Raw genomic sequence first — 24,822 nt, forward strand, 5'->3', positions numbered from 1 at the left:
TGGAGCAGAGGACTTTGCAAACCATCGACAACCCGTTCGGCACGAGGTTGTCACCGATGTCTTAGGTACGAGGTGTTACCTATGTCTCCGGGTCGGACACACGCTCCGTGATCTTCCTTGATGGAATCGAACCTGAGACCCCATGCGTGGTACGCTAAATTACTTGCCCAATCTTCACGTCCATGGCGAACTCGTATTACAAAAACTGTCTCATCATTTTCGATCCGATAAACGATGAGATGCGCTTTAAAGGCGTGAATTCCAGCGGACGGATTGATCCTATCCCGTTCGCGCGCGACGCGGGGATTGGCAGCTATCAGGCCAAGTAAAGCGAAGAGTTCATCGTGATAGCGCTTGGGCTAGCCTGCTCCAAACATGCGGACATCTTGGCCTGCAATCGCGATAATGTCCTCTCCCGCCTCAACTGAAAGGCCAAAACTCATGACTCGCCGGCACGAGTCATTGCCTCAGCAAAGAGTTCCTCCTTTGATCGTATGCAATACCACTTCGGAGCCCAGCATCGACAAAGCTTTGCATGGCGGCGATCTTATGGTTGCGTGCCTGGCCGCGTCGGATCAGGTCACGCACGTAGTCGCTGGCATTGGAATAGCGCCCGGCCCTGGCTTGAGCCTCCACCCAACCCTTCATCGGATCCGGTAGAGATACATTCATCGTAAGCGGTGTGCTCCTCCATTTGAAGGGCCCCATATCCGACAAACATGGAATGACTTCAATTTGCGTATGCCTGACCGTCGAATAGCTTACGGGCAGTCCGGAGGAATGAACATTCGCCCAGACCACTGGGCGCATTCGCGTCGAGTCGAAGCAGAATTTCCATGCTGCCGGTCGGGTGCTCGACGGCGATAGTTTTATCGCCGCCGGCTGGGAGGGCCGCCAGGGCCGCGGCCGGGCTTTCGGGAAACATGCAGGCCGTTGCGACGCTCAGTGCACCGAAGACGCCGATTGAAGCGTGCACCCGGTGAGGAATGAAGCTGCGGGTCATGATGGCACCGCCGCCGGTCGGCGGAGCGACGAGCGTCATCTTGGGCACGGATTTTTTCGTGACGTCGCCGAGTTTCATCAGCGGCCCGGCGGCAAGTCGGATGCGCTCGATGCGCGCCTTGACCGCTTCATTCGCTTCCAGTTCCTCACGGGTTTCATAGCCTGTGAGGCCAAAATCCGTGGCACGCATGACGACGACCGGCATGCCGTTGTCGATCAACGTGCAGGTCACGCCGTCGATTTCGGTCGCGGCCGAACCAGTTGGCAGCAACGCACCGCAGCTAGAACCGGCAGCGTCGGTGAAAGCGAGATAGACAGGCGCTGCCGACCCCGGCACGCCGTCGATCCGCGCATCGCCGACATAAACCGGCCGGCCGTTCTCGGTGCGGATTCGCGCCACGGCCGATTGTGCCGTGTTCTCCATATAGATGCGAATGACGGTCTCACCCTCGCTGGCCTTGACGAGCCCGCGCTCGATCGCAAACGCGCCGACACCGGCAAGTATGTTGCCGCAGTTCTGGCTGTCGCTGACAAGCGCCTGGTCGACGAAAACCTGGAGGAAGAGATAATCGACATCGAAGCCCGGCCTGGTCGAGGCTCGCACGATGGCCACCTTGCTGGTCAGCGGATCCGCGCCGCCGATACCGTCGATCTGGCGAGGATCAGGCGAGCCCATGATGCGAAGCAGAAGCCGGTCGCGGGCCGCGGAATCTGCAGGCAGGTCGGCGGCGAGGAAATAGGCCCCCTTCGATGTGCCGCCCCTCATCATCATGCACGCAATGCCATCCGGCGTCATATCCATTACTCCTACTATAGTCAGCTCAGGGAAGCGGAAGTTCGAGCAACTTGCCGAACAGCCCATAGGCGATCACCCAGAAGCCAACACCCGTTGCGAGTGCTCGCACGAACGGTTTCTGCCCGGGAAAGAGCAGCGTCGCCACACCCGTTCCGATGCCAAGGCAGAGGGCAAGGCCGATCCAGTTCGCGCTGAGCGCCACGGCGATGAAGAGGCCGAGCAGGCCGGCGACACGCGGCACGTCGATTTTGTCGCTCGATCCGCCGAGATCCATGCCGCGCAGGACCTGTATCAGATAGACCGTCGAGACGATGAGACCGAAGATGGAAACCTGCATCGGCAGCGAACCAGGCCCGACGTCGCCTCGAGAATGTCCAGGCGGCAGCGCGAAGCTCATGATGAGGAAGCTCGCATTCCATGCCAGGAAGATGCCCGCCGCGACGAGGTTCTGCCAGAAGTGGCTGCGGATGGCCTCTCCCCCCGGTGCGGGGGAGAGGTTGGAATTCGAAACAGCCGAAGCCTTGTTCATCATTGGGCGTATCCGTTCGCCTTGAGGAATTCGAGCTGGCTGGAGAGATCGCTTTCCGCCCGCTTGGTGAATTCTTCCTCATTCCAGTTCGGGCTGTCCTGGAATTGCTCGGTCTGGAACTTCTTCCAGTCTGCCGACGCCGTTACCTTGTCTACGGCGGCCTGGATTGATGTGACGACATCGTCGGGTGTCCCGGCCTTCACGGCGATACCGCGCCAGACCGCACCCTCGATGTCGTAACCCTGCTCCTTGAAGGTCGGCACGTCGGGTAGAAATTCGCTGCGCTTATCCGTCGAAACGCCCAGCAGCTTAATGTCGCCGTTTTTCACCTGCGCAAGGCCGGTCGACGGAGTCATCATGGCGGCGTCGATATGTTTGCCAAGCAAAGCGAGCGTCACCTTGCCGGAGGCGTCATGCGGGATCCAGCCGCTCTCGAACCCGCCCGACTTCATGAGTTGGTACAGCATGTACTGGTGGAAACCGCCCGGCGCATGACCGCCGACCTTCAGTCCGCTCGGATTTTCCTTCATGTACTTCACGAAGTCATCGACGCTCTTGAACGGGCTGTCGGACAGAACGGCCAGCGAGGAAGGCTCCGACTGCATGGCGCGCAGCATGCGGAAGTCCTTGAGCTCGAAGGGAATGAGGCCCTGGGCGATGCCGAAGGTCAGCGTTCCCGTGAAGACGAGGATGTTGTAGCCGTCCGCTGGCTGCGTCATGATCTGTGAAACACCGACCGCACCGCTGCCGCCCGGCCGGTTGTCGACCTTGACGCTCCAGCCGGATTCCTTTTCCAGAAGCTCGGCGAGCTTGCGGCCATAGGTGTCGAGTGCTCCCCCCGCACCTGCCCAGACCACAAGCGTCACCGACTTTTCCGGGAACCCGGCCGCCATGGCCGGGGCCGGTAGAGCGACGCTCGAAAGAGCGAGCGCCAGTCCAAGGGCTGCCCCGGCCATGCGCGTCCCGAATGTTCTTCTGTTGATTGTCATATGTCTTCTCCTCCTGTTGAACTTTGATCAGCGCACAGTGCCGTTCGCCGCTTCGTCGACGTCGATCCGACGCGCGCGTCGGGCCTGGAGTGCTCGCCACAGTGGCGTCAGCAAGCTGACGAGGCTGAGGACGAGGAACAGCAGGCTGACCGGATCTGTGATGAAAATCATGTAGTCGCCCTGCGAGGAAACCAGCGCCGTGCGGTAGTTGGATTCCACGAGGTAGCCGAGCACCATGGCAAGAACGATGGGCGCGACGGGGAAGCGCAGCTTCTTCATGAGATAACCGACGACACCAAAGCCGAGCATCAGGTAGACGTCGAACATCAGGTTGCGGATAGCGAAGGCGCCGAGCACCGCAAAGGCCATGATACCGACGGCGATCACCGCATCCGGCAGGCGCATCACCCGCGCCATCAGCGGCAGGAACAGCGAGCCGGCGGCATATTGCACCAGCGACGCGATGATCGTGCCGAAGAGGATCGCATAGACCAGCGACGGCGCTTCGGTGAAGAGTTGCGGGCCGGGATGCAGGCCGTGCATGATGAGCGCGCCGACCATGATAGCGGTCGTCGGCGAACCCGGCACGCCAAGGGCCAGAAGCGGAACGAGCGCCCCGCCGACGGTCGCATTGTTGGACGCTTCCGGCGCGGCGATGCCGTTTGCCGAGCCGTGGCCGTATTCCTCCGGATGTGGGTCACGCGCCCGTGCATAGTCGCGTGCGACCCAGCAGGCGATGTTCCCGCCGACGCCGGGCAGGATGCCGAGCAGCGTGCCGATGACCGAGCCGGACAGCATGGAACGCCAGGTTTCTTTCCAAAGTGCGCCCGACATGAAGACGTGGCCGACCTTGTCCTTGATGACGGGGGCGGCTGCCACCCGGTTCTCGATCATCACCAGCGCTTCGGACACGGCGAAGAGACCGATCAGGGCGGCGAGGAACGGTACGCCTTCATAAAGCTCGAACAGGCCGAAGGTGAACCGTGGCGTGCCCGCGATGGGGTCGATGCCGATCGTTGCGAGCGCGAGGCCAAAGGCTGCACAGACGAGGCCCTTGACCAGCGAGCCACCGGACAGGGCGGCAACCGACGTCAACCCGAACACGCCGACGGCGAAGTAACCGGCGGGGCCGAACTTGAGAGCAAGCGACGCCAGCGGCATCGCCAGCAACAGCAGCGCCAGCCCGCCGAAAACACCGCCCACGGTGGATGCGGTCAGCGAGATCGAGATAGCTTCGTTCGCCTTGCCCTTCCGCGCCATAGCATAGCCGTCAATGGCGGTCGCCGCGGCCGCGGCCGTGCCGGGCGTCGAGAGCAGGATTGCACTGATCGAGCCGCCATATTCCGCCGAGGTATAGAGCGAGATCATCATCAGCATGCTGAGCTCGGGGCCGAGATTGTAGGTGAAAGGTATGAGCAGGCTGAGCCCGATTGAGGGACCGAGCCCCGGCAGCGCTCCGATGACGATGCCGAGCAAAGCGCCGATGATGAGGACAGCGAGGCCAGAAAACGAAAAGATGACGCCGAGCGACTGGAGAATGCCATCCATGTCAGAGATCCTTTGCCAGCCGGCGCGCCAGCACGGGCACGAAATCGCGGTATCCGCCCGCCACGGCAAGTCCCTGATCCTTCATTGCTGCGTGGGCACTACCGATCGTCTCGCAGGCGGCCCGCGACATGGAAGCCTTCAGCCCGAGCGCCTCGATGGTTTCGGCCGCCTCGGTCATCTCGGTCACGCGACGCGCGCCGTGTTCGAAAGTTCGCGACAGGTAGTAGTCCGCGACCTGACGCCAGTCGAGCCCCGGAAAGGTTTCTCCGACAGAATCGAGGATGCGTTCGGTAACGCCCGCCCGTTCCGCAGAGGACAGCGCCTCGATCAACAGCGCTTCAACGCCCTTGATCATCACCGAACGGATCATCTTCAGCGACGAGGCCTGGCCGGGCGTTTCGCCGACGGCCTCGAGATTCATGCCGAGTGCATTCAGCCGCTGGGCGACCTCGCCCGCGCGCTTGCCGGCAACGAGGATCGGTACCTTTTCCGCATAGGGTGGCACCCGTGCCATGACGGCGCCTTCGACGAAGCTGCCCTTGCCGGTCTCGATTTCCTTCGCAGCAAGCGCCTTGGTATCGGGGCCGACGGAGTTGAGATCGACGAAAACGGCGTTTGCAGAAAGATGTGGAGCGGCCGAGGCGGCAACGGCCCTGGTCGCCGCGCCGACAACCAGCGACAGGACGACATCCGCCGAAGCGATATCCGCAATGTCGTCGAGCGGCAGCACGCCTCGCTCCGATGCGATGGAGCGCAGGCTGGCAGAGGCTGTCGGATCCCTGAACCGCAGGTCGTAGGCGGCAAGCCGCGCGGCGTTGCGGCCGTTGAGGCCGCCGGCGATGGATTGCGCCGCCTCGCCGAAGCCGATGAAAGCAATCGTGGTCATTCGTCCTCCCGTGCGGAGAAGGTTCCTCCACCTTCCCCGACTTTCGATCAATCGATGTAGGTCAGCCCCTGGGCAGCAAGCGCATCGCGCATTTTGTAGATGTCGAGGCCCAGTTCACCCGCAGCGAGCCGCTCGCGCGTCTGCCGCTCCTTTTCCAGCCGCGCCCTGGATGCCTGGAGCGCGGTTTCAGCCTTGGCCTTCGGCACGACCATCACACCGTCATCATCCGCGATGATGACGTCGCCGGGCGCGATGCTGGCACCGGCACAGACGATCGGGACGTTGACCGAGCCCAGCGTCGCCTTGACGGTGCCCTGGGCAGAGACGAAACGCGACCAGACGGGAAAACCCATCTCCTCGAGTTCAGCAAGATCCCGAACGCCGGCTTCGATAACCAGGCCACGCACGCCGCGTACTTTGAGCGACGTCGCAAGCAATTCGCCGAAATAGCCGGCGTCGCAGATGGAGGTCGGGGCAACGACGAGAATGTCGCCCTCCCGGCATTGTTCCACCGCCACATGGATCATCCAGTTGTCCGCCGGCGGGATCGACACCGTCACCGCCGTGCCGGCCACCCGGGCGCCACGCCAGATCGGCCGCATATAGGACTGCATCAGTCCGACGCGGCCGATGGCCTCGTGCACGGTTGCCACGCCACATTCCGCAAGGGCATTCACAACATCGAGCGGCGTCCGCTCGATGGTCCGGTGCACGACGCTCATGTCAGCGCTCCATGGCCAAGCGTGCCGGTAACATGCGGGAAGACCGCCTCATAGGCCTCGCCATAGGTAACCTTATAGTCGGAATTGCGTGCGGCCTGGATGCCGCGCTGAAGGGCGACACGGGTATAATATTCCCAAAGATGTTCCTGCCCTTCCATGCACTTGATGGCGGCCAGCTTCTTCTCCCAGACATCGGTGATGTCGAGAAGGAAATTGGGTTTCCAGTTGCATTGCTCAGGCTGGTGCGGCTCGAAGAGATACACAGGCGGGGCGCCAAGCACCGGTTCGCCGGGCTTGTGGCCATGCGCCTGGGCGATGACGCGGGCATGCTGCGCGAACTCGGTCGCCATCGGGTGGTCGAAATTATACGGGTCCTGGCGGGAATGGGTCAGCATGAATTCCGGACGGATCTTGCGATACAGGTCAACCAGCCTGTCAAACGCCTCCGGCGTTATCTGCATCGGATAGTCGCCGAGATCATAGAACTGGATATCATGGACGCCGAGTGCTTTGGCGGCATTCTCCGCCTCGCGCTGGCGGTCGGCCTTTACAGCCCCGAGTGTCATGCCAGGCTTGCGCCACAGCTTGGCGGACTCGCCGCGCTCGCCGAACGAGAGGCACACGACGGTGACGTTGTAGCCCTGCTTTGCGTGAGCCGCGATCGCGCCGCCGGCCCGCCAGACGAAGTCGGCCGAATGTGCGCTGACAACGAGTCCGGTCTTTTGATGCATATCCATGCTCCTCCACTTTCTGGCCGGACAATTGCATCGATCAGGCTCATGGCGCTAATACGAAAGCCGCGCCGTGTTATAGTTTTTTACGAATCAAGTTATGTGAACCAATGATCGCTACCGACCTTAATCTTCGCCATCTGCGCGCCTTCATGCAGGTCTGTGAAACGGGCAGCCTCAACCGGGCGGCCATGGAGCTCAATGTTTCGCAGCCGTCGGTTTCCGTCGCGCTTGCGGGTATCGAGGCGCGCTTTGGCGTGAAACTCCTTGCCCGTTATACCGCCGGCAGCCATCCGACGACCGCCGGCGAGGTACTTCTGGCGCGGTTGCGCCGCATGGAAGATCAGCTCGCTCTGGCGTTGAGACAGGCGCTCGGGGCAAGTTCCGAGCGCGACCCCGCGCTGATTTCAAAAAGCCTAGCCCGTATTAGCTTTCGCCAGATCGAGGCACTGATTGCGCTTGCGGGCAGCGGCTCGATAACCGATGCCGCACGAGCGGGTGGGAGTTCGGCGGCAGCGCTCCACCGGATGCTGCACGAATTGCAAGCCAATGTCGGCAAGACGATCCTCGTTCGCGGCCCAAGCGGCATGACGCCGAATACGGTTGGGCGCCGCCTCGCCATGCGCTGGCAGATCGCTCTGACTGAGATCGAGCAAGCTATCGACGAGATGAAGGAACTCGAAGGCCGCATGGAAGGCCGGATCAAGATCGCAAGTCTCCCGCTTGCCCGCACCCTGCTTCTGGCGCGCGCGCTCAATCCGCTGATGGCGGCCCATCCGAATGCCAAGATCGAGGTGATTGACGGGTCCTTCGAGCTTCTGTCCCACCAGTTGCGGGTGGGGGCGAGCGACATCCTCATCGGCGCGCTGCGCTCGGGAAACGATGTTGCAGGCCTGAAGACGGAAGCGCTGTTCGACGATCCCTACGCGGTTGTCGGCCGACCGGGGCACCCGCTTCAGGCATGCGGCAAGGGAGCATCGCTCAACGACCTCGCAGTGCAGGAATGGGTGGCCCAACGGCAAGGGACCCCCATTCGTGCCGCTTTCAACGCCCTGTTCGAGAAATGCCCCGCTCCTCCGCGCGCCAGCATCGAGACGAGTTCGCTTGTCCTGACCCGCGCCATCATCCTGGAAAGCGACCGCCTGTCAATGTTATCCCGTCGTCAGATCGCTGTCGAAGAACGCGAGGGTCTGTTGACCTGCCTACCCGTCGCAGGAGACGTGCAAGAGCGGCTTGGCGGGCGCACGATTGGTATCACCACGCGTGAAACCTGGCTGCCTAGCAGGCTGCAATCTATTTTCCTCGATCACATGCGCATAGCAGCGTCACGCCCAGAATCGTAATAGTCCCAGCTTTCGCCGGCGCCATTTTTGATTTTGGCCGAAAGCAAATACAAGTTGCGTACTAGCCCGTTGTTTCATCAGCAAGGTTCTGGCCGCAGCGCGGCACTCTGTGATGGCCGCGACCCACGGCAGAACGCTCCGGAAAGTCTGGTGCAACATCATTCGGCGGGTTCTGGATTATTCCCGTAAATCCCGCCGAAATGGTAACGGACGCAAGCGGCCTGGGCCGTTACCGCTGCATGGCAGTGGCTTGCGGGTCTCGCTGCAGACCAACAATATTAAGGATCAAGCGCGCAATGACGTGCGCCGTTGCATCGCCCACGTCGCGGGCCGGCTGATATTCCGTGAAGACGATGCCTGCCAAACGGTTGTTCCGGGCGAGGTGGTTCAGCAGGATAGCAGTCTGCATAAACGTCAATCCGCCAGGCTCTATCGCACCGACACCTGGTGCCACGGACGGATCCATTCCGTCGCAATCGAGCGACACAACCCACCGTCGGGAAAGGTCGAGCGATTCAGCGACCGATTTTGCTCCATTCTCATGAACGTCCCAGGCCGTGACGATGCGATTGCCCGCTTTAATTGCAGCCTCGACCTCCTGCCGGCGGGCACTGCCAATGGAGCGCGCGCCGACCTGTACGAGATCGTGCACACAAACATAGTCACGGAGACGCCGCATCGGGCTGGAAAAGCCATCCCGACGGCCATTGATCTCATCGCGAAAATCGATATGCGCGTCGATCTGGAGGATGTTGATGTCCTCTTGACCTTCGAAGGGAGCGACCAGCATAGGAGGCACGGAATCCATGCCGCCGATCACGATAGGCACGACGCCAGCCTTGACGAGCGGGCCGAGTACGGCTGCCGCATCGTCAACGATGCATTCCGGATCCCGCACGTTTCCGGCAATGTTGCCAAGGTCGGTCAGGTTCGGCTTGCCATCCTCGAACTGCGGCTCGCCGATGTCGAAATTCCAGTGTGTGAGGAAGCGGGAATAGGCATGGGCCACTGCCGCGGCACGCACAGCGTCGGCGCCACCGGCAGCCGCCGACAATTCCCACGCCTCATAGGAAGGGCCATAAGGGATGCCGAGGAAGGCATAGGGTGTTTTGACAGCGGCGGGATCGATGCTGTTTTCAGCGCCGAGGAACGTCGGAAATGAAGGGGCGAGCATGGTTGTACTCCGAAAATTATTCTAGGATTCTGCGCAGGAAAGCGCGGGTGCGTTCGTGTTCAGGATTTGCCAGCACGGCCTGGGGCTTGCCCTGTTCCACCACGACGCCGCCGTCCATGAACATGACGCGGTCGGCAACGCTGCGGGCAAAACCGATCTCGTGGGTCACGACGATCATCGACATGGCGTGCGAGTCCGCAAGGGAACGCATCACGTCAAGAACCTCGCCGACCAGCTCGGGGTCGAGCGCCGATGTGGGTTCGTCGAAAAGCATGACGGAGGGCTCCATCGCGAGCGCCCTGGCAATCGCAACGCGCTGTTGCTGGCCGCCGGAAAGCGCGCCAGGATAGGTGTCGACCTTCTCGGCGAGGCCGACCTGCTTCATCAGACGCTCCGCACGTTGCGATGCCTCGGTAGCAGACAGACCGAGCACCCGCCGCGGCGCTTCCATGATGTTCTGGCGCGCTGTGAGATGCGGAAACAGGTTGAAGCGCTGGAACACCATGCCCATGGCGGCGCGCTGCTTCTGTATTTCGCGCTCGGGCAGCTCGCGGAACGTCGTTCCCGAAAGACGATAGCCTACCGGCACGCCGTTCAACTCGACCATGCCACCGTCCGGACGTTCCAGATGGTTGATGCAGCGCAGCAAGGTGCTCTTTCCAGAGCCTGAAGGCCCGAGGATGCACAGCACTTCGCCCTTGGCCAGATCGAGATCGACGCCTTTCAGGACTTCCAGAGCACCGAATGATTTTCGAATGCCGCGCGCACGGATCGGATTCATCGCAGAGCCGCTCATGGGCGCACCACCGATTTGGCATAATGGCGTTCGATGCCGGATTGTATGACCATCAGGATCGTGCTGACGAGCAGATACCACAGGCTGGCGACGAGAAGCATTGGAATGACTTCGAAGTTGCGAGAGGAGATGAGCTGCGTTGAATAAAGCAGGTCGGGCAGCGCAATGACGCTCACCAGTGAGGTATATTTCAACATGGACAGCGTCTCGTTGCCGGTTGGCGGGATGATGACGCGCATGGCCTGCGGCATTACGATGCGTCGGAAAGAGTCCCAGGAGGACATGCCGAGCGCGCGGGCGGCCTCACGTTGTCCTGAATCCACCGAATTGAGGCCCGAACGGACAATCTCGGCCATGTAGGCGCCTTCATTCAGGGACATCGCGATAATCGCCGCGCTGATAGCGGTGATCACGCTATTGGTATCGAATTCGACGACCGGCGGCAGGAATGGGATGCCGAAACCGAGTTTCGGATAGAGCGCCGCCAGATTGTACCAGAAGATGATCTGGACCAGCAGCGGAATGGCGCGAAAGATCCAGATATAGCCCTTGGCGACCGATGACAGCACCGGATTGCGACTCGCGGCGGCAACAGCGACGATGATGCCGAGTAGCAGAGCCAGCGTCATCGAGATTGCAGTGAGCATCAGCGTGGTGAAGAGGCCCGCCATCACCTGCGGCGCGAAGAAATACTCGCCGACGACGGGCCATCCGAAGCCTCGATTGGTGAGGATCGAGTAGAGCGCATTTGCAAGCACCAGCACGACGGCGACAGCCGCAACCCATGTCCACGGTTGCTTGCGCGGCAGCAACTGCGCCGATGCGAGCTGCTCGTCCGTGAGCACGGACGGCAGCCCTGCCTGGTTGCCGATCCCGGCCATTATTTGTCTGCACCGCCGTTTAGGACGGCCTTGGTGACGTAAGACTGCGGGACGAAGCCATTCCGCTCCATGATCTCGGCATAGGTGCCATCGGCAATCATCGAGTCGAGTGTTTCAACGATCAACGGGCCAAGGGGCGAAGCCTTCGGCACTGCAATGCCGCATGGGCCGAAGTTGAACGGCTCGCCGACCATCGTGAACTTTTCGGACTGTTTCTTGGCAAGCATGCCGACATAGATGAGGTCACTCATCGCGACATCTGTGCGATTGCTCGTAAGGGCCGTGATCTGTGCGCCGGTGTCCGGGAAGAGTTGCGCTTCGATGGCAGGCTTGCCTTCGGCGACGCATTTTTCCGACTGCTTGGCGATCGACAGCGATTCCATGGAACCACGCAGTGCCGACGCCTTGAGGCCGCATACGTCGTCAAGGGAAGCGATCTTCTTGTCAGAGCCGGTCTTCTGCATCATGGCGGAGCCGCCCATGATGTGGTCGACGAAATCGACCTTCTTCTGACGGACCGGAGTGTCCAGCATGTCGGACATGATGAAGTTGATGCGATTGGCTTCAAGGCTCGGGATGAGCGAGTCGAAGCCGAGATTGTTTACTTCGAGCTTCAGGCCCAGGCGCTTGGCGATCTCGGCGGCGAGGTCGGGCTCAACGCCGACATAGACGTCGCTTGTGCCTTCCTTGATGCCAGTCCAGGGCAAGCCGATGCTGGATGTCGTGCCGAGCACCAGAACGCCCGATGCCTTTATCGCTTCGGGAAGCTTTTCGTTCGGCGCTGCAAGGCTGCCCGAGGCAAATACTACACACGACAGCATCGCGATGGCGGGCAGGATAGCCGAAAATTTCCGCATGATGTTCTCCTCTTGTTTTGGGCCGGGTGAACCCGGTCCCGTTGTTTTTATCTGTGAGTTGACCGCGCGGCCCATGACGCGCGGCGGTTTTCTATTCCGCGCCCTCAGACGCGGATGAGCGGCTGATGGGCGCAGCGGAAAGAACCGCCAGCCATGCAGGGCACGCGATAGGGAATGCGAATGACGTCGAACTTGCGGGCTGCAAGAGCCTCTGCCACCGGATTCAGGGCCTCTTCCGAGGGAACCACCACGGTGCGGTCGTCAAGCACAAGATTGTTGCAACCCATATGACCCTTGGCGAGGCTCTTTGGAACAGCAAAGACGTCCCAATCCTTCATGAAGGCCGGCAGCCCCTCAGGCAGCGCTTCCATGCAGGCGACGGCGACACCCTCCCGCGGGGTCATCAGCACGCAGTCGAGGTGCGGGAACATGGGATCGATCTTGACCGTCTGGACGCGATAGTCCGGCCCCAGCATGTGCTGCAGCCAGCGCGCGCCTTCTGGATTGCTGCATCCGCCCGAATTGCCGACCAGAATGTCCTTGCCGAGCACGAAGACGTCGCCGCCTTCCAGATACCCCCAGCCGGGGCCTTCATTATAGTCATCGGCCCCGCCATCGGGCTGGGAGAAGTAGCGTGCGCCGCGATCCATGGTGGCCGCCAGGATGTCGCGAATGGCGAACCGCTGGCGGCGATGGAAGAAACTGCGGGGCGCGAGTTCGATCACATTGTTGCCGATGGTCACGAAAGGATCGCGCATCCAGGGCGTCGAAACGCCATGGTCCTGCCCGCGCGGATATTTACGGTTGTTCGCGCTGATCTCACCGGCCACATGGACCTTCACGCCGTTCTTTTCCAGAAGGCCGATCGCGCCGTTGATCTGGCTGTTAAATTCCGCAAACAGCTCCGGCGATGCCTCTTTGACGTCACGGCCCTGGTTCTTGGCCCAGAATTCGCCGAACTCGCCTTGAGCACGCAGTTTCACGTCGCTGAGGAACACCGGCAGCACCCAGGTATCGGGCGACCCATAGACACATTCCTTAAGTGGGGCCCATTCGGACTCGACATAGATCTGATCCTGGGATGAGCCCGCTGGCGCCAAGGTTGAAACAGCCATGCATTCCTCCATACATTGCAAGGTCTCGAACCTTTACTGGAATGGAGGCCGGAAAAAGCTCAAAGGGCGCAATTTCATTTGCGAAACTCGCAAGTTATGGCGGCGGCGTAACGACTGTCAGAAAGTCCGCGCTAGCGTTTGCGGAAACAGTCGAGCATGGCGCGGATCGCGCGGCGCTTGGCTGCATCCCGCCGATAGGCGAAATGGAACTGGACGTCGATCGGCGTATGTCGTGTCTTTATTTCGACAAGCTGGACATCGCCTGCGTTCTGCACCAGGTGCGAGGGCAGCAACGCGCAACCGACGCCCGCAAGTACAGAGGCTAGAATGGCCTCGAGCGTGCTGCCGCGAGCAACCACTTGCAGCGGATACTCGCGCTCGAATCGCCTGAAAATATCTGTGCGGTAATCCCGCGCGATGTAGGGCACGCGCGGTGGCATATGCCCCAAGTGCTTTTCCTCGATTTCGAAAGCGCGGTCGAAATAGGGCGAGTGACGAGCTATATAGAGCTGGTGGGTTTCTACAAAGGCCGGTTCGTAGACCAGTTGCTCCAGTTCCTCCGGCTGGCCGGTAATTCCGACATCCAGCTTGCTGTCGCGCACATACATGTCGATGATGGAGACGGTATGCATGCTGACACTGACCTGCATGTCGGGGAACATGCGATGCATCCTCCCCAGCGCAGCCACTATTCCGGCATTCGGATTGGTAATAACGCTGTCTATGGTGCCCAGCATCAAGGTTCCGCCAAGAGACTGGCGCGTGTTTTCCACGGTCTCCTCGAACGATTGCAGCGCCGACCGCAGTCCGACTGCCGCCTGGTAGACGTCCTCTCCTTGCGGCGTGAGCGAAAAACCGGCGCGGCCGCGTCTGCACAATTCGAGACCGAGGCGTGTCTCGAACGCGGATAGATCGCGGCTCACATTGGAAAGGCTGACGCCAAGCCGATAAGCGGCGGAAGACAAGCCGCCATGCTCGACGACTGCGAGAAAGGTGCGCAGGTGACGCATGTCGTAGTTGGAAGTCAAAAAGCGGGCCATCGAACTCTCACTTGCGCAAATCCGCAAGTGAATTAATCATCTTGAACCTGTTTCCGCAATATCGCACCGCGTAGGCTCGATGCTGCAGGCTCACGGCGCTGCGAGGAGAACGGCCGTGGCTTCCCGAGAAGGATGAAATCGACGATGGCGAGCTTCAGGATAAACACCGAGCGGATGCTCGCGGATCTCGACATGCTGCGCAGTATTGGCGCTGTAAAAACCGGGGTCGTCCGCCCCGCCTATTCCGAGGCAGACCGACTGGCGCGGATATGGCTGGCTCAACGCATGGAGCAAGCGGGACTGGAGGTTTCGATCGACGCCATCGGCAATGTCTTCGGCCTGCCGCCGGGAAACGAAAAATGCATTCTGATCGGATCGCATTCCGACACCCAGCCCGAGGGCGGCTGGCTCGACGGAGCCTATGGAGTCATCGTGGGACTTGAGATCGCCCGCGCCAGTCTGGAACAGGGCGGCACTCCGGTTGCCTGCGTGTCCTTCCAAGACGAGGAGGGGCGGTTTTCGACCCTTCCGGGAAGTCGGGTCTGGACGGGCATGATGTCACTGGAGGAGGCCGACGAATACTGCGACAGTACCGGACTGCGCCTCGGCCAAGCCAGGCTGGAACGCGCCGGCATGCCGGCGCCGCGGTCGGTCTCCACGGACCGGTTCTCGGCATTCCTGGAAATCCATATCGAACAGGGACCTGTACTGGACACGACCGGTGAACGCATCGGCGTCGTGGAGAATATCGTCGGCATTCGAACGGAAAAGATGAGCTTCCTTGGAGAGCAGAATCATGCCGGCACGACGCCGATGCATTTGCGTCGTGACGCCTTTCAGGGCCTGAACCATTTCGTTTCCACAGTGAACGGGCGACTGGCCGAAGTGGCCACACCGGAGACCGTATGGACGGTCGGCCATGTCGATCTTCATCCCAACGCCAATTCGATCGTCCCTGGCCGGGCAGACTTTACGATCCAATGGCGAGACGCCGACGATGCGCGGCTCGACCGGATGACAGAGATCATCTACGCGACCGCGCGCGAGACCGCCGACAGCCTTCATCTCGGGTGGCAGCATTTCGGTTGTGATCTGATTGCGCCGACGCAGTCGAACGCGACACTGGTGGAGGCTATGGCGAAAGCTGCCGAACAACTGGCTCCGGGACTCTGGCGTCGAATGCCGTCCGGGGCCCTGCACGACGCTGCAAATGTTTCGAGCGTTCTACCCATGGCCATGCTGTTCGTGCCTTCCAAGGGCGGCATCAGTCACGATTTCGCGGAAGACACCGATAGAGACGATCTTGCATTAGGCGCGGAAGTGCTGTGCGAAGTGGTCGCGCGTTTGGGATGAGAATCGCCCCCAGGCAGCCGGCGCCCTTAAATCAACAGGCGGAAGCGTGCCGAGAGCCGAAGATCAAGGCACACGCGCCTTAGCACAGACGATGCCGATTGGAACGGAGAGGAACCGCTGTGGAAATAACGCTCATCAGGCATGCCGAGACGACACCAACACCTTGGAAGAATGGCATGGGCGTTGGGCGGAACATCGCGGTATGGCCAAGGCAAGCCGAGGGGGAATTCGACGTGTTGATTGCGACTGCCGAGATGTCCGGGACAGTCCCCTTCTCCTCCTATCCTGGCGTGGATCGCTCGCTTTTCGTCACCGCCGGAAGTCTCTTGCTCAAGTCGGCAAATCGCGAAACTGTGCTGTCCAGGGATAGTGAGCCATTGGTATTTGCAGGTGAGGAAGAGATCATCGGCACTGCGATTGGTGGCGAGACAATGCAGGATTTCAACCTTCTTTCCAAACGAGGGGTAGTTCACCACACGCTGGCGCGGTGGGAAGTTCCTGCTCTGGGTCGAGAAATTACCGCAGGCGATATCCTGCTCATTCACATTCAGGAGGGACAGGCCGAGGTCGTATGCGAAGCATTCCAAGCGCTGCTCCATACCGGCGACACGGTGATCATGAGCAAACTCAACGGCCAAACCTGCGGTATTAAATCGATCGGCCACGCAATCTGCATTGTCGGCGATATCAGGTATCTGTGACGCGCAGCGTTGACTGGCGGAACGGCTCCCGCGCCAATGCGTGTTTGTCGGCTTGCTCCTGCTGCTTGTCAGTCTACCATCCTGGAAATGATGGCAAAAATCGCCGGTGTTTATCCGTCGAGCTTGACAAGGTCCTTGAAGATTAGCTGACCCCAGATGTTCCCGCGTGCATGCACAAGCAGCCCGCCTTCCGATAGCCCGCCGAGATTGATCGGCGCGAAACCGAGGTTCTGAGCGAGGGAACCGATCTTCGCTGCGGCAGCGTCATCGTCGCTCGACAGGAACACGACTCTCCTGCCACCATGGCAGGCCGGATCCTGGGCAAGGGTAGCAGCGACCAAATGGTTGAAGCCCTTGACCAGTCTTGCACCAGAGAAAGCCTGCGCGATGAACTTGGAAGAAGGCTGTCCTCCTATTTCTTCAAGGGGCACACCGTAGGCATTGGTCATGTCAACGATCGTCTTACCCTGCCAAGCAGGCAGCGCCTTCGCAATATCCGGGTGCTGCTCGAAACGAACAGCCAAAAAGATGATGTCCGCCTTGACCGCGTCCTCCAGCTTCCTTGGAACAATCGTGGGGCCGATCGCGGCCGCATCGGCTGCAAAGCTTCTGGGGTCGCGCGTGGAGGCGACGGATACTTCGATGCCCATGCGGGCAAACGCTTTGGCCAGGGCCTTGTCGATATTGCCGAAGCCGATAATTGCATAGCTCATATCAATCTCCTTGTGTCGACCGCGCCACCGAGCATTCCAAACGATCGTTCGGAGCACCCGGTGGCGCGAAGTGCGTCAGAGTTGCGCGAGACCGCCATCGACGGCGACTTCGCTGGCGGTCATGAAGCTGCTGTCCGGCGACGCGAGAAAGGCGACTACGGCACCGATCTCCGCCGGATCGGCCATGCGCTGGAGCGGTGTCATCGCGGCAAAGACTTTCTGGCCCTCCTCGCCCAACGCTTCCTTCGCGAGTTCGGTCGCCGTCGCCCCAGGCGACAGCACGTTTACCCGGATGCCGGTGCCCTTCAGGTCCTCCGCCCAGGTTCGCGCGAGGTTGCGCACGGCCGCCTTGCTGGCACTGTAGGCGGTCATTCCCGGGGCGCCGGTCGTGCCGGCGCTTGATCCGGTCAGGATGATCGAACCACCCTGGCCCATCAGCGGAAGCGCCTGCTGGACGGTGAAGATCGTACCCTTCACATTGGTATCGAAGGTTTCGTTAATGTGCTCAGCGGTGATCTTGCCGAGCGCAAGCTGGCTTCCCGCTCCGGCATTGGCGAAGATGATGTCGAGGGTTCCGCGCTCGGCCTTCACCGCCGCATAGAGCCGATCGAGGTCGGCCTGATCGGAGACCGAGCCCTTTACCGCGCGCGCATTGGGGCCGAGGTCGGCCACAGCGGCGTCGAGCGCTGCCTGGCGGCGACCGTAGATGAAGACGAAGGCACCTTCCTCGATGAAGCGCTTTGCGGCGGCAAGGCCGATACCAGTCGCGCCACCTGTAATGACGGCTGTCTTTCCATTCAGTCTGTTCATGTCATGCATCCTTTGCGTGGTTGGGCGGATGCCGACGAGATGATGCTTTCCAGCATTCCGGCGACATCCGCATTCAGGCTGCTCCCGGACATCTGGACAGCCGATGACCTCAAGATAGACGTGCTTTGTCCGCGCGTTCAGTCCGGAAACATGCACAACGGCGGTGCGAAAACGATCCGGAACGGTTAACCGATGCAAACGATGGCGATCACGAACCGACAACCAACGCCAGGTGAAACAGCGATATGCCTTTGGTGTCGTTCCGAATTACTGTACGACGGGTGACCTAATCACTTTTGGAAGGCGCACCCTGGCGGTGCTGGTTTGCACCATGATCGACTGGGATGATGTTCGCTATTTTCTCGCCGTCGCGCGTGCCGGTTCGGTGCGGGCTGCCGCCGAGCGCCTCGGGGTGAACCACGCGACTGTTCTTCGACGCATCGCTCACCTGGAAGAGCGTCTCGGCACGCAGATGTTCGAGAAGCTGCCTTCCGGCTACCGGGTAACGGTTGCCGGGGAGGAAGTGCGTGAACTCGCCGAGCAAATGGAGGCGTCCTCACATCAGCTTGAAACGCGTGTTTTAGGGCGCGATCAGAGCGTACGCGGGCTTCTGCGGGTGACACTGCCCTCGCCTCTCGCAGGATATCTGCTCATGCCGGACTTCGCCGAGTTCGCCCTTCTGCATCCCGATATCGAAATGGACGTTTCGTCGTCGGGCGCGTTGGCGAACCTGACCAACCGGGAGGCCGACGTCGCGATCCGCGTCGTCTACGACCGCAAAACCCTGCCCCTCAATCTTCATGGACTGAAGGGAGCGGAAGTGTTCGGAGGCTTCTACATATCTGCCGACCGACTGGCCGCGTGGCAAACGGGCGGGCCGGAACCCAGGTGGATCGCCATAAGCGGCCATGGCGTACCTGCCTGGACCAGTGAGGGAGAGTCTCGGGTAACGGGCACTCCGTTCAGGACCACGGACTTCGAGGCGCAGGTCGCGGCGGTGCGGCAAGGGATCGGCATCACGACGTTGCCGTGTTTCGTGGGAGATGCCGATCCCCTCCTGGTAAGGGTGCCGGACACAAATCTACACCTGTACGGAGCGGTCTGGCTTCTCACCCAGGGGGAGGCACGCAAGACCAAGCGCGTGCGGCTCTTCACGGAATTCGTATCCCGCAGGCTTACCGCGTACGCGCCGCGTCTCGCGGGACTGTCCATAGAGCGCGAGTAGTACCCATCCGTTGCCGCCAACGCGCAAGTCGGTCATGCACGTTGAAGCGAGCCAGGCATAGTCACTCCTCTTCTTATCGGCCGCCGCCGTAAGGTCTCATCCTGTGTGAAGTGACCATGGGGACGTGTCGGCGGCTCAGCCGAGGTCAATGTTCATGGCGAAGTCCCAGGTGCCGGCACCGTTCCTGGCCAGGCCGATCATCATCAGGCCGAGTGCTTCGAGCGTCTGGGCCATCTGCAGGCCGCCGACATCGAATGGACGCAGGCCCAGGCTCTCGAGAAAAGTCGACACACGCGCTTTGACCTGCGGATCGTCGGCAGCAAAGAAAGCATCGAGACGGCCCCCCTTCGCCAGGACGTGACCGAAGATCGTGTTGAATGCCTTCACGAGATGTGCATCGGCGGGCAGACCTTTGGCAATCTCTTCTGCGCCCGAACTGCCATGTGGTGTCACGAGGCCCGACAGATCGGCATTGACGGGGTTAGCGACGTCAATGATCACCTTGCCAGCGAGCGTTTCTCCGAAATCGGACACCACAGCCGCAGCACCGCTATATGGTACGGCTAGGATTACGATGTGGCCCGAAGGCGCGGCTCCGTATGCCCCTGTGGTCGCTCCGGTTGCCAGCCGTTCGGCAAGCGCCTTTGCTTTGGCCGGGTCACGGCTGATGACTTCTACATTATGTCCTGCCTTGGCAACACGGTCGCCGATCGCGGCGGCCATGGTTCCCGAGCCGATGATGCTGATCGTGCTCATGTCTAGTCTCCTGAAAGAGTTGAATTTGTCGGTGATTTCTAAACGGGTCAGACAGCCGGGACGTAATGGCCGTTATCGAAGTCTTCGAGCAGGCCGGGCTGTGCGGGTTCCCATCCCAAAGCCTGGCGCGTGATGGCGTTCGACGCGGGGACGTCCAGGGTGACCAGATTCGCGAGGAACCCGAAGTATCCTGGCAACATTAACACATCCGCGGGAATGCTCACCGCGGGCAAGCCCAGACGGCTGCCGATAGCCTCTGCGATCTTGCGGAAGCGGATGCCCTCACTCTCGATTCCGTGCCAGGCTTTTCCAGCTTCGCCCTTCTCAAGGGCCAGACGGAACAGGGAAGCAAGGTCTTGAGCATGCACGGCCGGCCAACGATTGTTGCCGTCGCCGGGATAGCCGATGACGCCCTTTTCCTTGGCAAGCCCGATCAGCAGCGGGATAAAGCCTGCATTGTCTGTCGTGCTGTGCATGACCGGTGGAATCCGCACGACCGAAGACCGCACTCCCCGCTCCGCCAGGCCGATCACGGTCGTTTCTACAATATTGCGAGCCCGTAGGGTGCCTTTATAAACGTCGCCTCCCGGAAGAGCAGGGTCCTCCTCAGTGGCCGGCCTACCAAGGCCGTCCCAACCGGGCGAGCCGATGCTTCCCGAGACGACCAGCGGCTTTCCTGTGCCCTCCAGAGCCTCACCGTATGCGAGCATGATCGAGACCTCCGCGGCGGCTACGGCGTCGAGCCCGCCGGAAGGCAGCAGGTCTTGTCTGTGGGCTACGTGGATAACGCCATCGGCCTCCGCGGCCGCCGCCTTAAGGCCGTCGAGGTCGGAAATATCACCGCGACGAACCTTTGCACCGAGCGCGGATATCGATGAAGCGGCTGCGTCCGATCGGGCCAGTCCGGTGACTTCGTGTCCGGCCGCGATGAGGTCGGAGATAATATACGGACCGGAATGGCCGGTCCCACCTGTGACGAAAACGTGCATGATACTGTTCCTTGTGAGTGATGGGGATTTGAGAAATTACGTTGTCGGTGGGCTCAACCAGGAAGGCTGACGCCGATTGCGAAGTTGCCGTGTTTGAGGGAATGGGCCATGAGGCCCAGCCACAACATGCAGGCATGCTCCAGCGTCCTGGCCATGATCAGCGGACCGGTATCCATCGCGCGCAGTCCGAGGCTCTCAATGAACGCCGAACGCGTGCCTTCGCTTGCGCGTCGTCTCCGGCAATAAACACGTCCAGGGGATGGCCCTGGACTGGACCGGACGCCAAGACGCGGGCGTTCTGGGTGTTGAAGGCCTTGACGACTATCGTATTCGCGGGGGCAACCTTGGCGATCTCCTTTGCTCCGAAACTGTCCGGAGGGGTCAGAAAACCCGAAAGGTCGGATTTGATGGGGTTGGTGATGTCGACAAGTATCTTGCCCGCCAGCTTTTCGCCGTACTGCCTCACAACATCGAGAGCGGCTGAGTAAGGAACGGCCAGGATGACGATGTCCCCGGATGGGGCCTCGCCGAACCCTCCCGCCGTCGCATCAGCTCCGATTTCAAGAGCAAGCGCCCCCGCCTTGGCGGCATCACGACTGGTCACTTCGACAGCGTGTCCAGCCTTGGCGGCTAAGCCGCCGATAGACGCTGCCATCCCGCCGGAGCCGATTATACTGATTGTACCCATGTTCCTGCTCCTTGCCTTTTTCGAGGATTTTCTTCGCGTCGTGGGTAGCGCCCGGTTGCCAATAACGGGGAGGCATTGTATCTAACGGATCAGCGATCCATTTATATGGATCAGTGCTCCACATATACGGTTCACTGATCCATTTATCAAGGCAAAACTATGCGAGCAGACGCGAAAAAAAATTACGGCCGCATTCTGGAGGTCGCGCGCACGGTGATCGCCGAGCATGGATCCGACGCCTCGATGCGCGATATTGCCCGTCGGGCCGACGTTGGATTAGCCACTCTGCTTCGTCATTTCCCGACACGAGAGGCGATGTTCGAAGCCTTGCTGTGCACGAACCTGGATGCGCTGACCCAGAAAGCCGTCGCGCTGGAATCGTCGAATCCGCCTGACGTAGCGCTCAGGTCATGGATTCGGGAATGGGTGGAGTTCGCCCGGAGCTATAGGGGTGTCGTGACCATGATGGCAGCGGCCCACACGAACCCGGCCTCAGCGCTTTACGCATCGTGCGCGGCGGTGCACTCGACGAGCGCGCGACTGTTGTCGAATGCCCAGGCAGAGGGCACGGCACGCCCCGACATGAACGGAGACGACCTTTTCGCGCTGATGACGGCTCTCGGCTGGGCGGTCGACCAGCCATCGTTCGCGCCGAGGGCGGATCATCTCGTTCACCTCATCACGAGCACCGTCCTTTTAGGTCGCGTCGGCTGAACCAAGGACCCGGGCCAGTCAGGTGAATTATGAACTCTTGCGCGGCGTGCAATTACAGGAGAGCCGCATCACCGGAGATAAGCCGTGCGCCCCTTCAAGATCGAAATTCCCGAAGAGCAAATCGACGACCTCAAGCGCCGGCTCCGGTATTCCAGGCTTCCGGGGGCGATTTTTCAGATCGATTCTCAGGACGGTATAAGCTTGCCGTTCATGCGCACGCTGATGGACTATTGGCGTGAGGAATTTGATTGGCGCGCGCAGGAAGCGCGTCTCAATCAGTTGCCCCATTTCAAGGCCGACATCCGGGGCTATTCCGTTCACTTCCTTCACAAAATTGGCCTCGGCCCTGCCCCGGTTCCGCTTGTTCTGACACATGGCTGGCCAGGTTCGTTCCTCGAGTTCGAGACGCTCATTCAACACCTGACCGACCCGGCGAGCCATGGCGGCGATCCTAGCGACGCATTTGACGTGGTGGTTCCTTCGCTGCCCGGATTCGGGTTTTCGTCGGCGCCGGAAGGTCCCGGAACCAACAGCCGCCGCATCGCTGAACTTTGGCACGATCTCATGCAGATGCTTGGTTACGAACGATACTTTGCACAGGGCGGTGACATTGGCTCGGGCGTCTCGACATGGCTTGGCGTGCTGTATCCTCGAAATGTCGCCGGTGTTCACCTGAACTACGTGTCGGCCGGGTTCCGCCCGCCACTTGACCAGCGAACACCAGCCTTGAACTCGCAGGAGACTGAATTTCACGAGCGGGCCGCCGCATTCGCCGCTGAAGAGGGTGGATACTCGCTCCTTCAGGCAACGAAACCCCAGACGCTGTCCTACGCACTTACGGATAGCCCGACCGGATTGGCTGCCTGGATTTTGGAGAAATTCGAAAGCTGGACAGACAACGACGGAACCTAGAAGACCTGATTTCGCTTGATCGGTTGCTGACGAACATCTGCCTCTACTGGTTCGGCAACAGCATCGACGCATCTTTGCGCCTCTACAAGGAGAACCGGAAATCGCCTCTCGCACTGGAAGGTCTAGTCCCATGCGACGTACCCTTCGCGATCGCGCATTTTCCAAAGGAACTGCCCATTCCTCCCCGATCCTGGATCGAACGCGCCCTTAAGGTGGAACGCTGGACGGAAATGCCGCGGGGCGGGCATTTTGCCGCCCTGGAGCAACCGCAGGCGCTCGCCGAAGATATAAGAGCGTCGTTCCGGCCTTGGCGTAATCGCGCCACGAACTGGAACAGGTCATAAAGAGCGGTTTTCGGAGCATGCGGCTTGGTCCACCGCCTGAGGGGGTTTGGGCGGTCGGCAGGGATTACTCTTGCTGCTCTAACTGGTCCGGCAATGCTTGCCGCCGATGCAGGCCGCTGCTACCGCGACGTCGAGCTTTGGACCGTCCACGCAAGCACGCCTATCACCGACATGGAACTGGCGTTGCGCGCAGCGCTCAGCTAAGAGATGGTCAAGCAAATCCGCTACCGGACGCGCGAAGGCATGAAGACGGCGGTACGCAAGGGTAAGGCAACAATGTGCCTGTCTTACGGCTACAAGCTCTCCCAGCAGCGCGATGCCAATGGTGACCGCATCAAGGGGCTACGGGACATTTGACCCGATCAAATCAGAGATTATGCGCTGAATCTTCAAGGAGTATGCCGATGGCTTATCACCGGCTGACATTGCACAGAAACTGAACGACCAGGGCGTCCCAGGGGCACGCACCAAGTACTGGCGCGACACCACCATCCGGGACAGTGTCACTGACGGGACCGGCATCTTGAACAATGTTCTCTATGTTGGCAAGATGATCTGGAACAAGCAGAACTACCGCAAAAACCCGGCAACCGAACGGCGCACTCACTCACCAATGACAAGGAACTGGGTTTTTCATGACCGTCCTGATCTCAGGATCGTTTCGGATGAGCTGTGGGCCAAGGTGAAGAAGCTCCAGGTCGAGACGCGTGAAGACTAGGACGCATCTTCGACCAACCGTCTCAATGGCATGCACCGTCCGGAATATCTCCTGAGCCGGATCCTGCAATGTGCCGAATCCGGCGGGCCTTATGCGATCAGCGGAAAGGACCGCTATAGCTGCACCAACCGCAAGAAGCGTCTGCCGATCGATGAGCTTGGCGGCGAATGCTGCAGCAACAGCAAGACGATTACGCGCCAGGAACTCGAAGAGTGCGTCCTCAACTGCATTCCGGTCGCCTTCTACTCCATCGACATCTTCGACCGTATTTCGCAGAAGATGATTACCCATGAGGTGACAAGCTAAAGAGCGTCCCCTCCCGCAAGGATCAGGTGGCGGCAGAACTCGCAAAAATCAAGGCAACCCAGACCAGCCTGATGCAGCAAATCCAGGAGCGGCATTCGGAAGGCCGGCCGCGCCTTGCGATCCTGGACGACCAGCTCGATGAACTGGAAGCCACGCGTGAGAAACTGGTCTTGGAACTCGCCGG

Annotated in this window: 27 protein-coding genes and 2 pseudogenes; 9 read left to right on the forward strand and 20 right to left on the reverse strand. The window is 60.6% G+C overall.

Annotated elements, in window-relative coordinates; all coding sequences use genetic code 11:
• Nucleotides 1-158: 158 nt before the first annotated feature.
• The 9 genes and pseudogenes from ASD31_RS25485 to ASD31_RS11865 form a co-directional block, all read right to left on the reverse strand.
• A pseudogene (locus tag ASD31_RS25485) lies at nucleotides 159-443 on the reverse strand (type II toxin-antitoxin system RelE/ParE family toxin); the annotation flags it as partial.
• Nucleotides 440-708 (reverse strand): annotated as a pseudogene (locus ASD31_RS11830) (type II toxin-antitoxin system ParD family antitoxin). The pseudogenes ASD31_RS11830 and ASD31_RS25485, both read right to left, overlap by 4 nt.
• A gap of 22 nt (nucleotides 709-730) precedes the next feature.
• A complete protein-coding gene (locus ASD31_RS11835) occupies nucleotides 731-1,798 on the reverse strand; it encodes a 4-oxalomesaconate tautomerase (protein WP_056333536.1) in 1,068 nt (355 codons plus the stop codon).
• A 25-nt stretch (nucleotides 1,799-1,823) separates the two neighbouring features.
• Nucleotides 1,824-2,330: a tripartite tricarboxylate transporter TctB family protein gene (locus ASD31_RS11840; RefSeq protein WP_056333478.1), complete on the reverse strand. Its 507-nt coding sequence runs from the start codon at nucleotides 2,328-2,330 to the stop codon at nucleotides 1,824-1,826.
• Nucleotides 2,327-3,316 carry a tripartite tricarboxylate transporter substrate binding protein gene (locus ASD31_RS11845; protein ID WP_056333480.1) on the reverse strand — a complete coding sequence of 330 codons (990 nt, stop codon included), beginning with the start codon at nucleotides 3,314-3,316 and terminating at the stop codon, nucleotides 2,327-2,329. Before ASD31_RS11845 ends, ASD31_RS11840 begins: the two co-directional genes overlap by 4 nt.
• A 27-nt stretch (nucleotides 3,317-3,343) precedes the next feature.
• Nucleotides 3,344-4,864 (reverse strand): tripartite tricarboxylate transporter permease, encoded by a 1,521-nt coding sequence (locus tag ASD31_RS11850; protein ID WP_056333484.1) that lies wholly within the window; start codon nucleotides 4,862-4,864, stop codon nucleotides 3,344-3,346.
• A gap of 1 nt (nucleotide 4,865) precedes the next feature.
• Nucleotides 4,866-5,750 (reverse strand): NAD(P)-dependent oxidoreductase, encoded by an 885-nt coding sequence (locus ASD31_RS11855; protein ID WP_056333487.1) that lies wholly within the window; start codon nucleotides 5,748-5,750, stop codon nucleotides 4,866-4,868.
• Between the two features lie 47 nt (nucleotides 5,751-5,797).
• A complete protein-coding gene (locus ASD31_RS11860; protein ID WP_056333489.1) occupies nucleotides 5,798-6,472 on the reverse strand; it encodes a 4-carboxy-4-hydroxy-2-oxoadipate aldolase/oxaloacetate decarboxylase in 675 nt (224 codons plus the stop codon).
• Nucleotides 6,469-7,203 (reverse strand): PIG-L deacetylase family protein, encoded by a 735-nt coding sequence (locus tag ASD31_RS11865; protein ID WP_056333538.1) that lies wholly within the window; start codon nucleotides 7,201-7,203, stop codon nucleotides 6,469-6,471. The genes ASD31_RS11860 and ASD31_RS11865 overlap by 4 nt, the downstream gene beginning before the upstream one ends.
• A gap of 110 nt (nucleotides 7,204-7,313) precedes the next feature.
• Between ASD31_RS11865 and ASD31_RS11870 the strand changes: the two genes are divergently transcribed.
• Nucleotides 7,314-8,546 carry a LysR family transcriptional regulator gene (locus ASD31_RS11870; protein WP_056333491.1) on the forward strand — a complete coding sequence of 411 codons (1,233 nt, stop codon included), beginning with the start codon at nucleotides 7,314-7,316 and terminating at the stop codon, nucleotides 8,544-8,546.
• 229 nt (nucleotides 8,547-8,775) lie between these two features.
• Here ASD31_RS11870 and ASD31_RS11875 read toward each other — a convergent pair whose 3' ends face one another.
• The 6 genes from ASD31_RS11875 to ASD31_RS11900 all read right to left on the reverse strand — a co-directional run bounded on the left by ASD31_RS11875 (nucleotide 8,776) and on the right by ASD31_RS11900 (nucleotide 14,409).
• On the reverse strand, nucleotides 8,776-9,720 hold the full coding sequence (locus ASD31_RS11875) for an arginase family protein (RefSeq protein WP_056333494.1): 945 nt from the start codon (nucleotides 9,718-9,720) through the stop codon (nucleotides 8,776-8,778).
• Nucleotides 9,721-9,736: 16 nt separating this feature from the next.
• Entirely contained in the window at nucleotides 9,737-10,516 is a 780-nt protein-coding gene (locus tag ASD31_RS11880) for an amino acid ABC transporter ATP-binding protein (RefSeq protein WP_056333497.1), read from the reverse strand.
• Nucleotides 10,513-11,397, reverse strand: coding sequence for an amino acid ABC transporter permease (locus ASD31_RS11885; RefSeq protein ID WP_082520542.1), 885 nt, complete (start codon nucleotides 11,395-11,397; stop codon nucleotides 10,513-10,515). Before ASD31_RS11885 ends, ASD31_RS11880 begins: the two co-directional genes overlap by 4 nt.
• Nucleotides 11,397-12,329, reverse strand: coding sequence for an ABC transporter substrate-binding protein (locus ASD31_RS11890; RefSeq protein WP_082520543.1), 933 nt, complete (start codon nucleotides 12,327-12,329; stop codon nucleotides 11,397-11,399). The genes ASD31_RS11885 and ASD31_RS11890 overlap by 1 nt, the downstream gene beginning before the upstream one ends.
• A 29-nt stretch (nucleotides 12,330-12,358) precedes the next feature.
• Entirely contained in the window at nucleotides 12,359-13,369 is a 1,011-nt protein-coding gene (locus ASD31_RS11895; RefSeq protein ID WP_056333503.1) for a hypothetical protein, read from the reverse strand.
• 131 nt (nucleotides 13,370-13,500) lie between these two features.
• Nucleotides 13,501-14,409, reverse strand: coding sequence for a LysR family transcriptional regulator (locus tag ASD31_RS11900; protein WP_056333506.1), 909 nt, complete (start codon nucleotides 14,407-14,409; stop codon nucleotides 13,501-13,503).
• A 144-nt stretch (nucleotides 14,410-14,553) separates the two neighbouring features.
• On the opposite strand from ASD31_RS11900, the gene ASD31_RS11905 reads away from it, so the two are divergent.
• Together ASD31_RS11905 and ASD31_RS11910 are read left to right on the forward strand one after the other, a co-directional pair.
• Entirely contained in the window at nucleotides 14,554-15,762 is a 1,209-nt protein-coding gene (locus ASD31_RS11905; RefSeq protein WP_056333541.1) for a hydantoinase/carbamoylase family amidase, read from the forward strand.
• 119 nt (nucleotides 15,763-15,881) lie between these two features.
• Nucleotides 15,882-16,463 carry a HutD family protein gene (locus ASD31_RS11910; RefSeq protein WP_156392623.1) on the forward strand — a complete coding sequence of 194 codons (582 nt, stop codon included), beginning with the start codon at nucleotides 15,882-15,884 and terminating at the stop codon, nucleotides 16,461-16,463.
• 110 nt (nucleotides 16,464-16,573) lie between these two features.
• On the opposite strand, the gene ASD31_RS11915 is transcribed toward ASD31_RS11910, so the two are convergent.
• A complete protein-coding gene (locus ASD31_RS11915; RefSeq protein WP_056333512.1) occupies nucleotides 16,574-17,176 on the reverse strand; it encodes an NADPH-dependent F420 reductase in 603 nt (200 codons plus the stop codon).
• 75 nt (nucleotides 17,177-17,251) lie between these two features.
• On the reverse strand, nucleotides 17,252-17,986 hold the full coding sequence (locus ASD31_RS11920; RefSeq protein WP_056333515.1) for an SDR family NAD(P)-dependent oxidoreductase: 735 nt from the start codon (nucleotides 17,984-17,986) through the stop codon (nucleotides 17,252-17,254).
• 331 nt (nucleotides 17,987-18,317) lie between these two features.
• Between ASD31_RS11920 and ASD31_RS11930 the strand changes: the two genes are divergently transcribed.
• Nucleotides 18,318-19,211 carry a LysR family transcriptional regulator gene (locus tag ASD31_RS11930; RefSeq protein ID WP_056333522.1) on the forward strand — a complete coding sequence of 298 codons (894 nt, stop codon included), beginning with the start codon at nucleotides 18,318-18,320 and terminating at the stop codon, nucleotides 19,209-19,211.
• 135 nt (nucleotides 19,212-19,346) lie between these two features.
• Here ASD31_RS11930 and ASD31_RS11935 read toward each other — a convergent pair whose 3' ends face one another.
• From ASD31_RS11935 to ASD31_RS11945, 3 genes are all read right to left on the reverse strand, one after another.
• Nucleotides 19,347-20,018 (reverse strand): NADPH-dependent F420 reductase, encoded by a 672-nt coding sequence (locus tag ASD31_RS11935; RefSeq protein ID WP_320409397.1) that lies wholly within the window; start codon nucleotides 20,016-20,018, stop codon nucleotides 19,347-19,349.
• Nucleotides 20,015-20,956 (reverse strand): SDR family oxidoreductase, encoded by a 942-nt coding sequence (locus tag ASD31_RS11940; RefSeq protein ID WP_056333528.1) that lies wholly within the window; start codon nucleotides 20,954-20,956, stop codon nucleotides 20,015-20,017. The genes ASD31_RS11935 and ASD31_RS11940 overlap by 4 nt, the downstream gene beginning before the upstream one ends.
• A gap of 157 nt (nucleotides 20,957-21,113) precedes the next feature.
• Nucleotides 21,114-21,644: an NADPH-dependent F420 reductase gene (locus ASD31_RS11945; protein ID WP_200952183.1), complete on the reverse strand. Its 531-nt coding sequence runs from the start codon at nucleotides 21,642-21,644 to the stop codon at nucleotides 21,114-21,116.
• A 159-nt stretch (nucleotides 21,645-21,803) separates the two neighbouring features.
• On the opposite strand from ASD31_RS11945, the gene ASD31_RS11950 reads away from it, so the two are divergent.
• The 5 genes from ASD31_RS11950 to ASD31_RS11965 all read left to right on the forward strand — a co-directional run bounded on the left by ASD31_RS11950 (nucleotide 21,804) and on the right by ASD31_RS11965 (nucleotide 24,638).
• On the forward strand, nucleotides 21,804-22,358 hold the full coding sequence (locus tag ASD31_RS11950) for a TetR/AcrR family transcriptional regulator (protein ID WP_056333530.1): 555 nt from the start codon (nucleotides 21,804-21,806) through the stop codon (nucleotides 22,356-22,358).
• An 84-nt stretch (nucleotides 22,359-22,442) separates the two neighbouring features.
• Nucleotides 22,443-23,270, forward strand: coding sequence for an epoxide hydrolase family protein (locus ASD31_RS11955; protein ID WP_244483831.1), 828 nt, complete (start codon nucleotides 22,443-22,445; stop codon nucleotides 23,268-23,270).
• Nucleotides 23,271-23,821: 551 nt separating this feature from the next.
• The gene (locus ASD31_RS25945; RefSeq protein ID WP_156392624.1) at nucleotides 23,822-23,971 is read left to right on the forward strand and encodes a hypothetical protein; all 150 of its coding nucleotides are present in this window, start codon (nucleotides 23,822-23,824) and stop codon (nucleotides 23,969-23,971) included.
• 79 nt (nucleotides 23,972-24,050) lie between these two features.
• Nucleotides 24,051-24,332, forward strand: coding sequence for a recombinase family protein (locus ASD31_RS25490; protein WP_244483833.1), 282 nt, complete (start codon nucleotides 24,051-24,053; stop codon nucleotides 24,330-24,332).
• Between the two features lie 30 nt (nucleotides 24,333-24,362).
• The gene (locus ASD31_RS11965; RefSeq protein ID WP_056333534.1) at nucleotides 24,363-24,638 is read left to right on the forward strand and encodes a hypothetical protein; all 276 of its coding nucleotides are present in this window, start codon (nucleotides 24,363-24,365) and stop codon (nucleotides 24,636-24,638) included.
• Nucleotides 24,639-24,822: the final 184 nt, after the last annotated feature.

Origin of the sequence: Rhizobium sp. Root482 (assembly GCF_001426565.1) — a bacterium.
Classification (GTDB): domain Bacteria; phylum Pseudomonadota; class Alphaproteobacteria; order Rhizobiales; family Rhizobiaceae; genus Pararhizobium.

Bases quoted from the DNA above. Each gene is read 5' to 3' on its own strand.
- ASD31_RS11835 (WP_056333536.1), bottom strand. From the start codon at position 1,798: ATGACGCCGGATGGCATTGCGTGCATGATGATGAGGGGCGGCACATCG.
- ASD31_RS11840 (WP_056333478.1), bottom strand. From the start codon at position 2,330: ATGATGAACAAGGCTTCGGCTGTTTCGAATTCCAACCTCTCCCCCGCA.
- ASD31_RS11845 (WP_056333480.1), bottom strand. From the start codon at position 3,316: ATGACAATCAACAGAAGAACATTCGGGACGCGCATGGCCGGGGCAGCC.
- ASD31_RS11850 (WP_056333484.1), bottom strand. From the start codon at position 4,864: ATGGATGGCATTCTCCAGTCGCTCGGCGTCATCTTTTCGTTTTCTGGC.
- ASD31_RS11855 (WP_056333487.1), bottom strand. From the start codon at position 5,750: ATGACCACGATTGCTTTCATCGGCTTCGGCGAGGCGGCGCAATCCATC.
- ASD31_RS11860 (WP_056333489.1), bottom strand. From the start codon at position 6,472: ATGAGCGTCGTGCACCGGACCATCGAGCGGACGCCGCTCGATGTTGTG.
- ASD31_RS11865 (WP_056333538.1), bottom strand. From the start codon at position 7,203: ATGCATCAAAAGACCGGACTCGTTGTCAGCGCACATTCGGCCGACTTC.
- ASD31_RS11870 (WP_056333491.1), top strand. From the start codon at position 7,314: ATGATCGCTACCGACCTTAATCTTCGCCATCTGCGCGCCTTCATGCAG.
- ASD31_RS11875 (WP_056333494.1), bottom strand. From the start codon at position 9,720: ATGCTCGCCCCTTCATTTCCGACGTTCCTCGGCGCTGAAAACAGCATC.
- ASD31_RS11880 (WP_056333497.1), bottom strand. From the start codon at position 10,516: ATGAGCGGCTCTGCGATGAATCCGATCCGTGCGCGCGGCATTCGAAAA.
- ASD31_RS11885 (WP_082520542.1), bottom strand. From the start codon at position 11,397: ATGGCCGGGATCGGCAACCAGGCAGGGCTGCCGTCCGTGCTCACGGAC.
- ASD31_RS11890 (WP_082520543.1), bottom strand. From the start codon at position 12,329: ATGGGCCGCGCGGTCAACTCACAGATAAAAACAACGGGACCGGGTTCA.
- ASD31_RS11895 (WP_056333503.1), bottom strand. From the start codon at position 13,369: ATGGCTGTTTCAACCTTGGCGCCAGCGGGCTCATCCCAGGATCAGATC.
- ASD31_RS11900 (WP_056333506.1), bottom strand. From the start codon at position 14,409: ATGGCCCGCTTTTTGACTTCCAACTACGACATGCGTCACCTGCGCACC.
- ASD31_RS11905 (WP_056333541.1), top strand. From the start codon at position 14,554: ATGGCGAGCTTCAGGATAAACACCGAGCGGATGCTCGCGGATCTCGAC.
- ASD31_RS11915 (WP_056333512.1), bottom strand. From the start codon at position 17,176: ATGAGCTATGCAATTATCGGCTTCGGCAATATCGACAAGGCCCTGGCC.
- ASD31_RS11920 (WP_056333515.1), bottom strand. From the start codon at position 17,986: ATGAACAGACTGAATGGAAAGACAGCCGTCATTACAGGTGGCGCGACT.
- ASD31_RS11930 (WP_056333522.1), top strand. From the start codon at position 18,318: ATGATCGACTGGGATGATGTTCGCTATTTTCTCGCCGTCGCGCGTGCC.
- ASD31_RS11940 (WP_056333528.1), bottom strand. From the start codon at position 20,956: ATGCACGTTTTCGTCACAGGTGGGACCGGCCATTCCGGTCCGTATATT.
- ASD31_RS11945 (WP_200952183.1), bottom strand. From the start codon at position 21,644: ATGGGTACAATCAGTATAATCGGCTCCGGCGGGATGGCAGCGTCTATC.
- ASD31_RS11950 (WP_056333530.1), top strand. From the start codon at position 21,804: ATGCGAGCAGACGCGAAAAAAAATTACGGCCGCATTCTGGAGGTCGCG.
- ASD31_RS25945 (WP_156392624.1), top strand. From the start codon at position 23,822: ATGGTCAAGCAAATCCGCTACCGGACGCGCGAAGGCATGAAGACGGCG.
- ASD31_RS11965 (WP_056333534.1), top strand. From the start codon at position 24,363: ATGCACCGTCCGGAATATCTCCTGAGCCGGATCCTGCAATGTGCCGAA.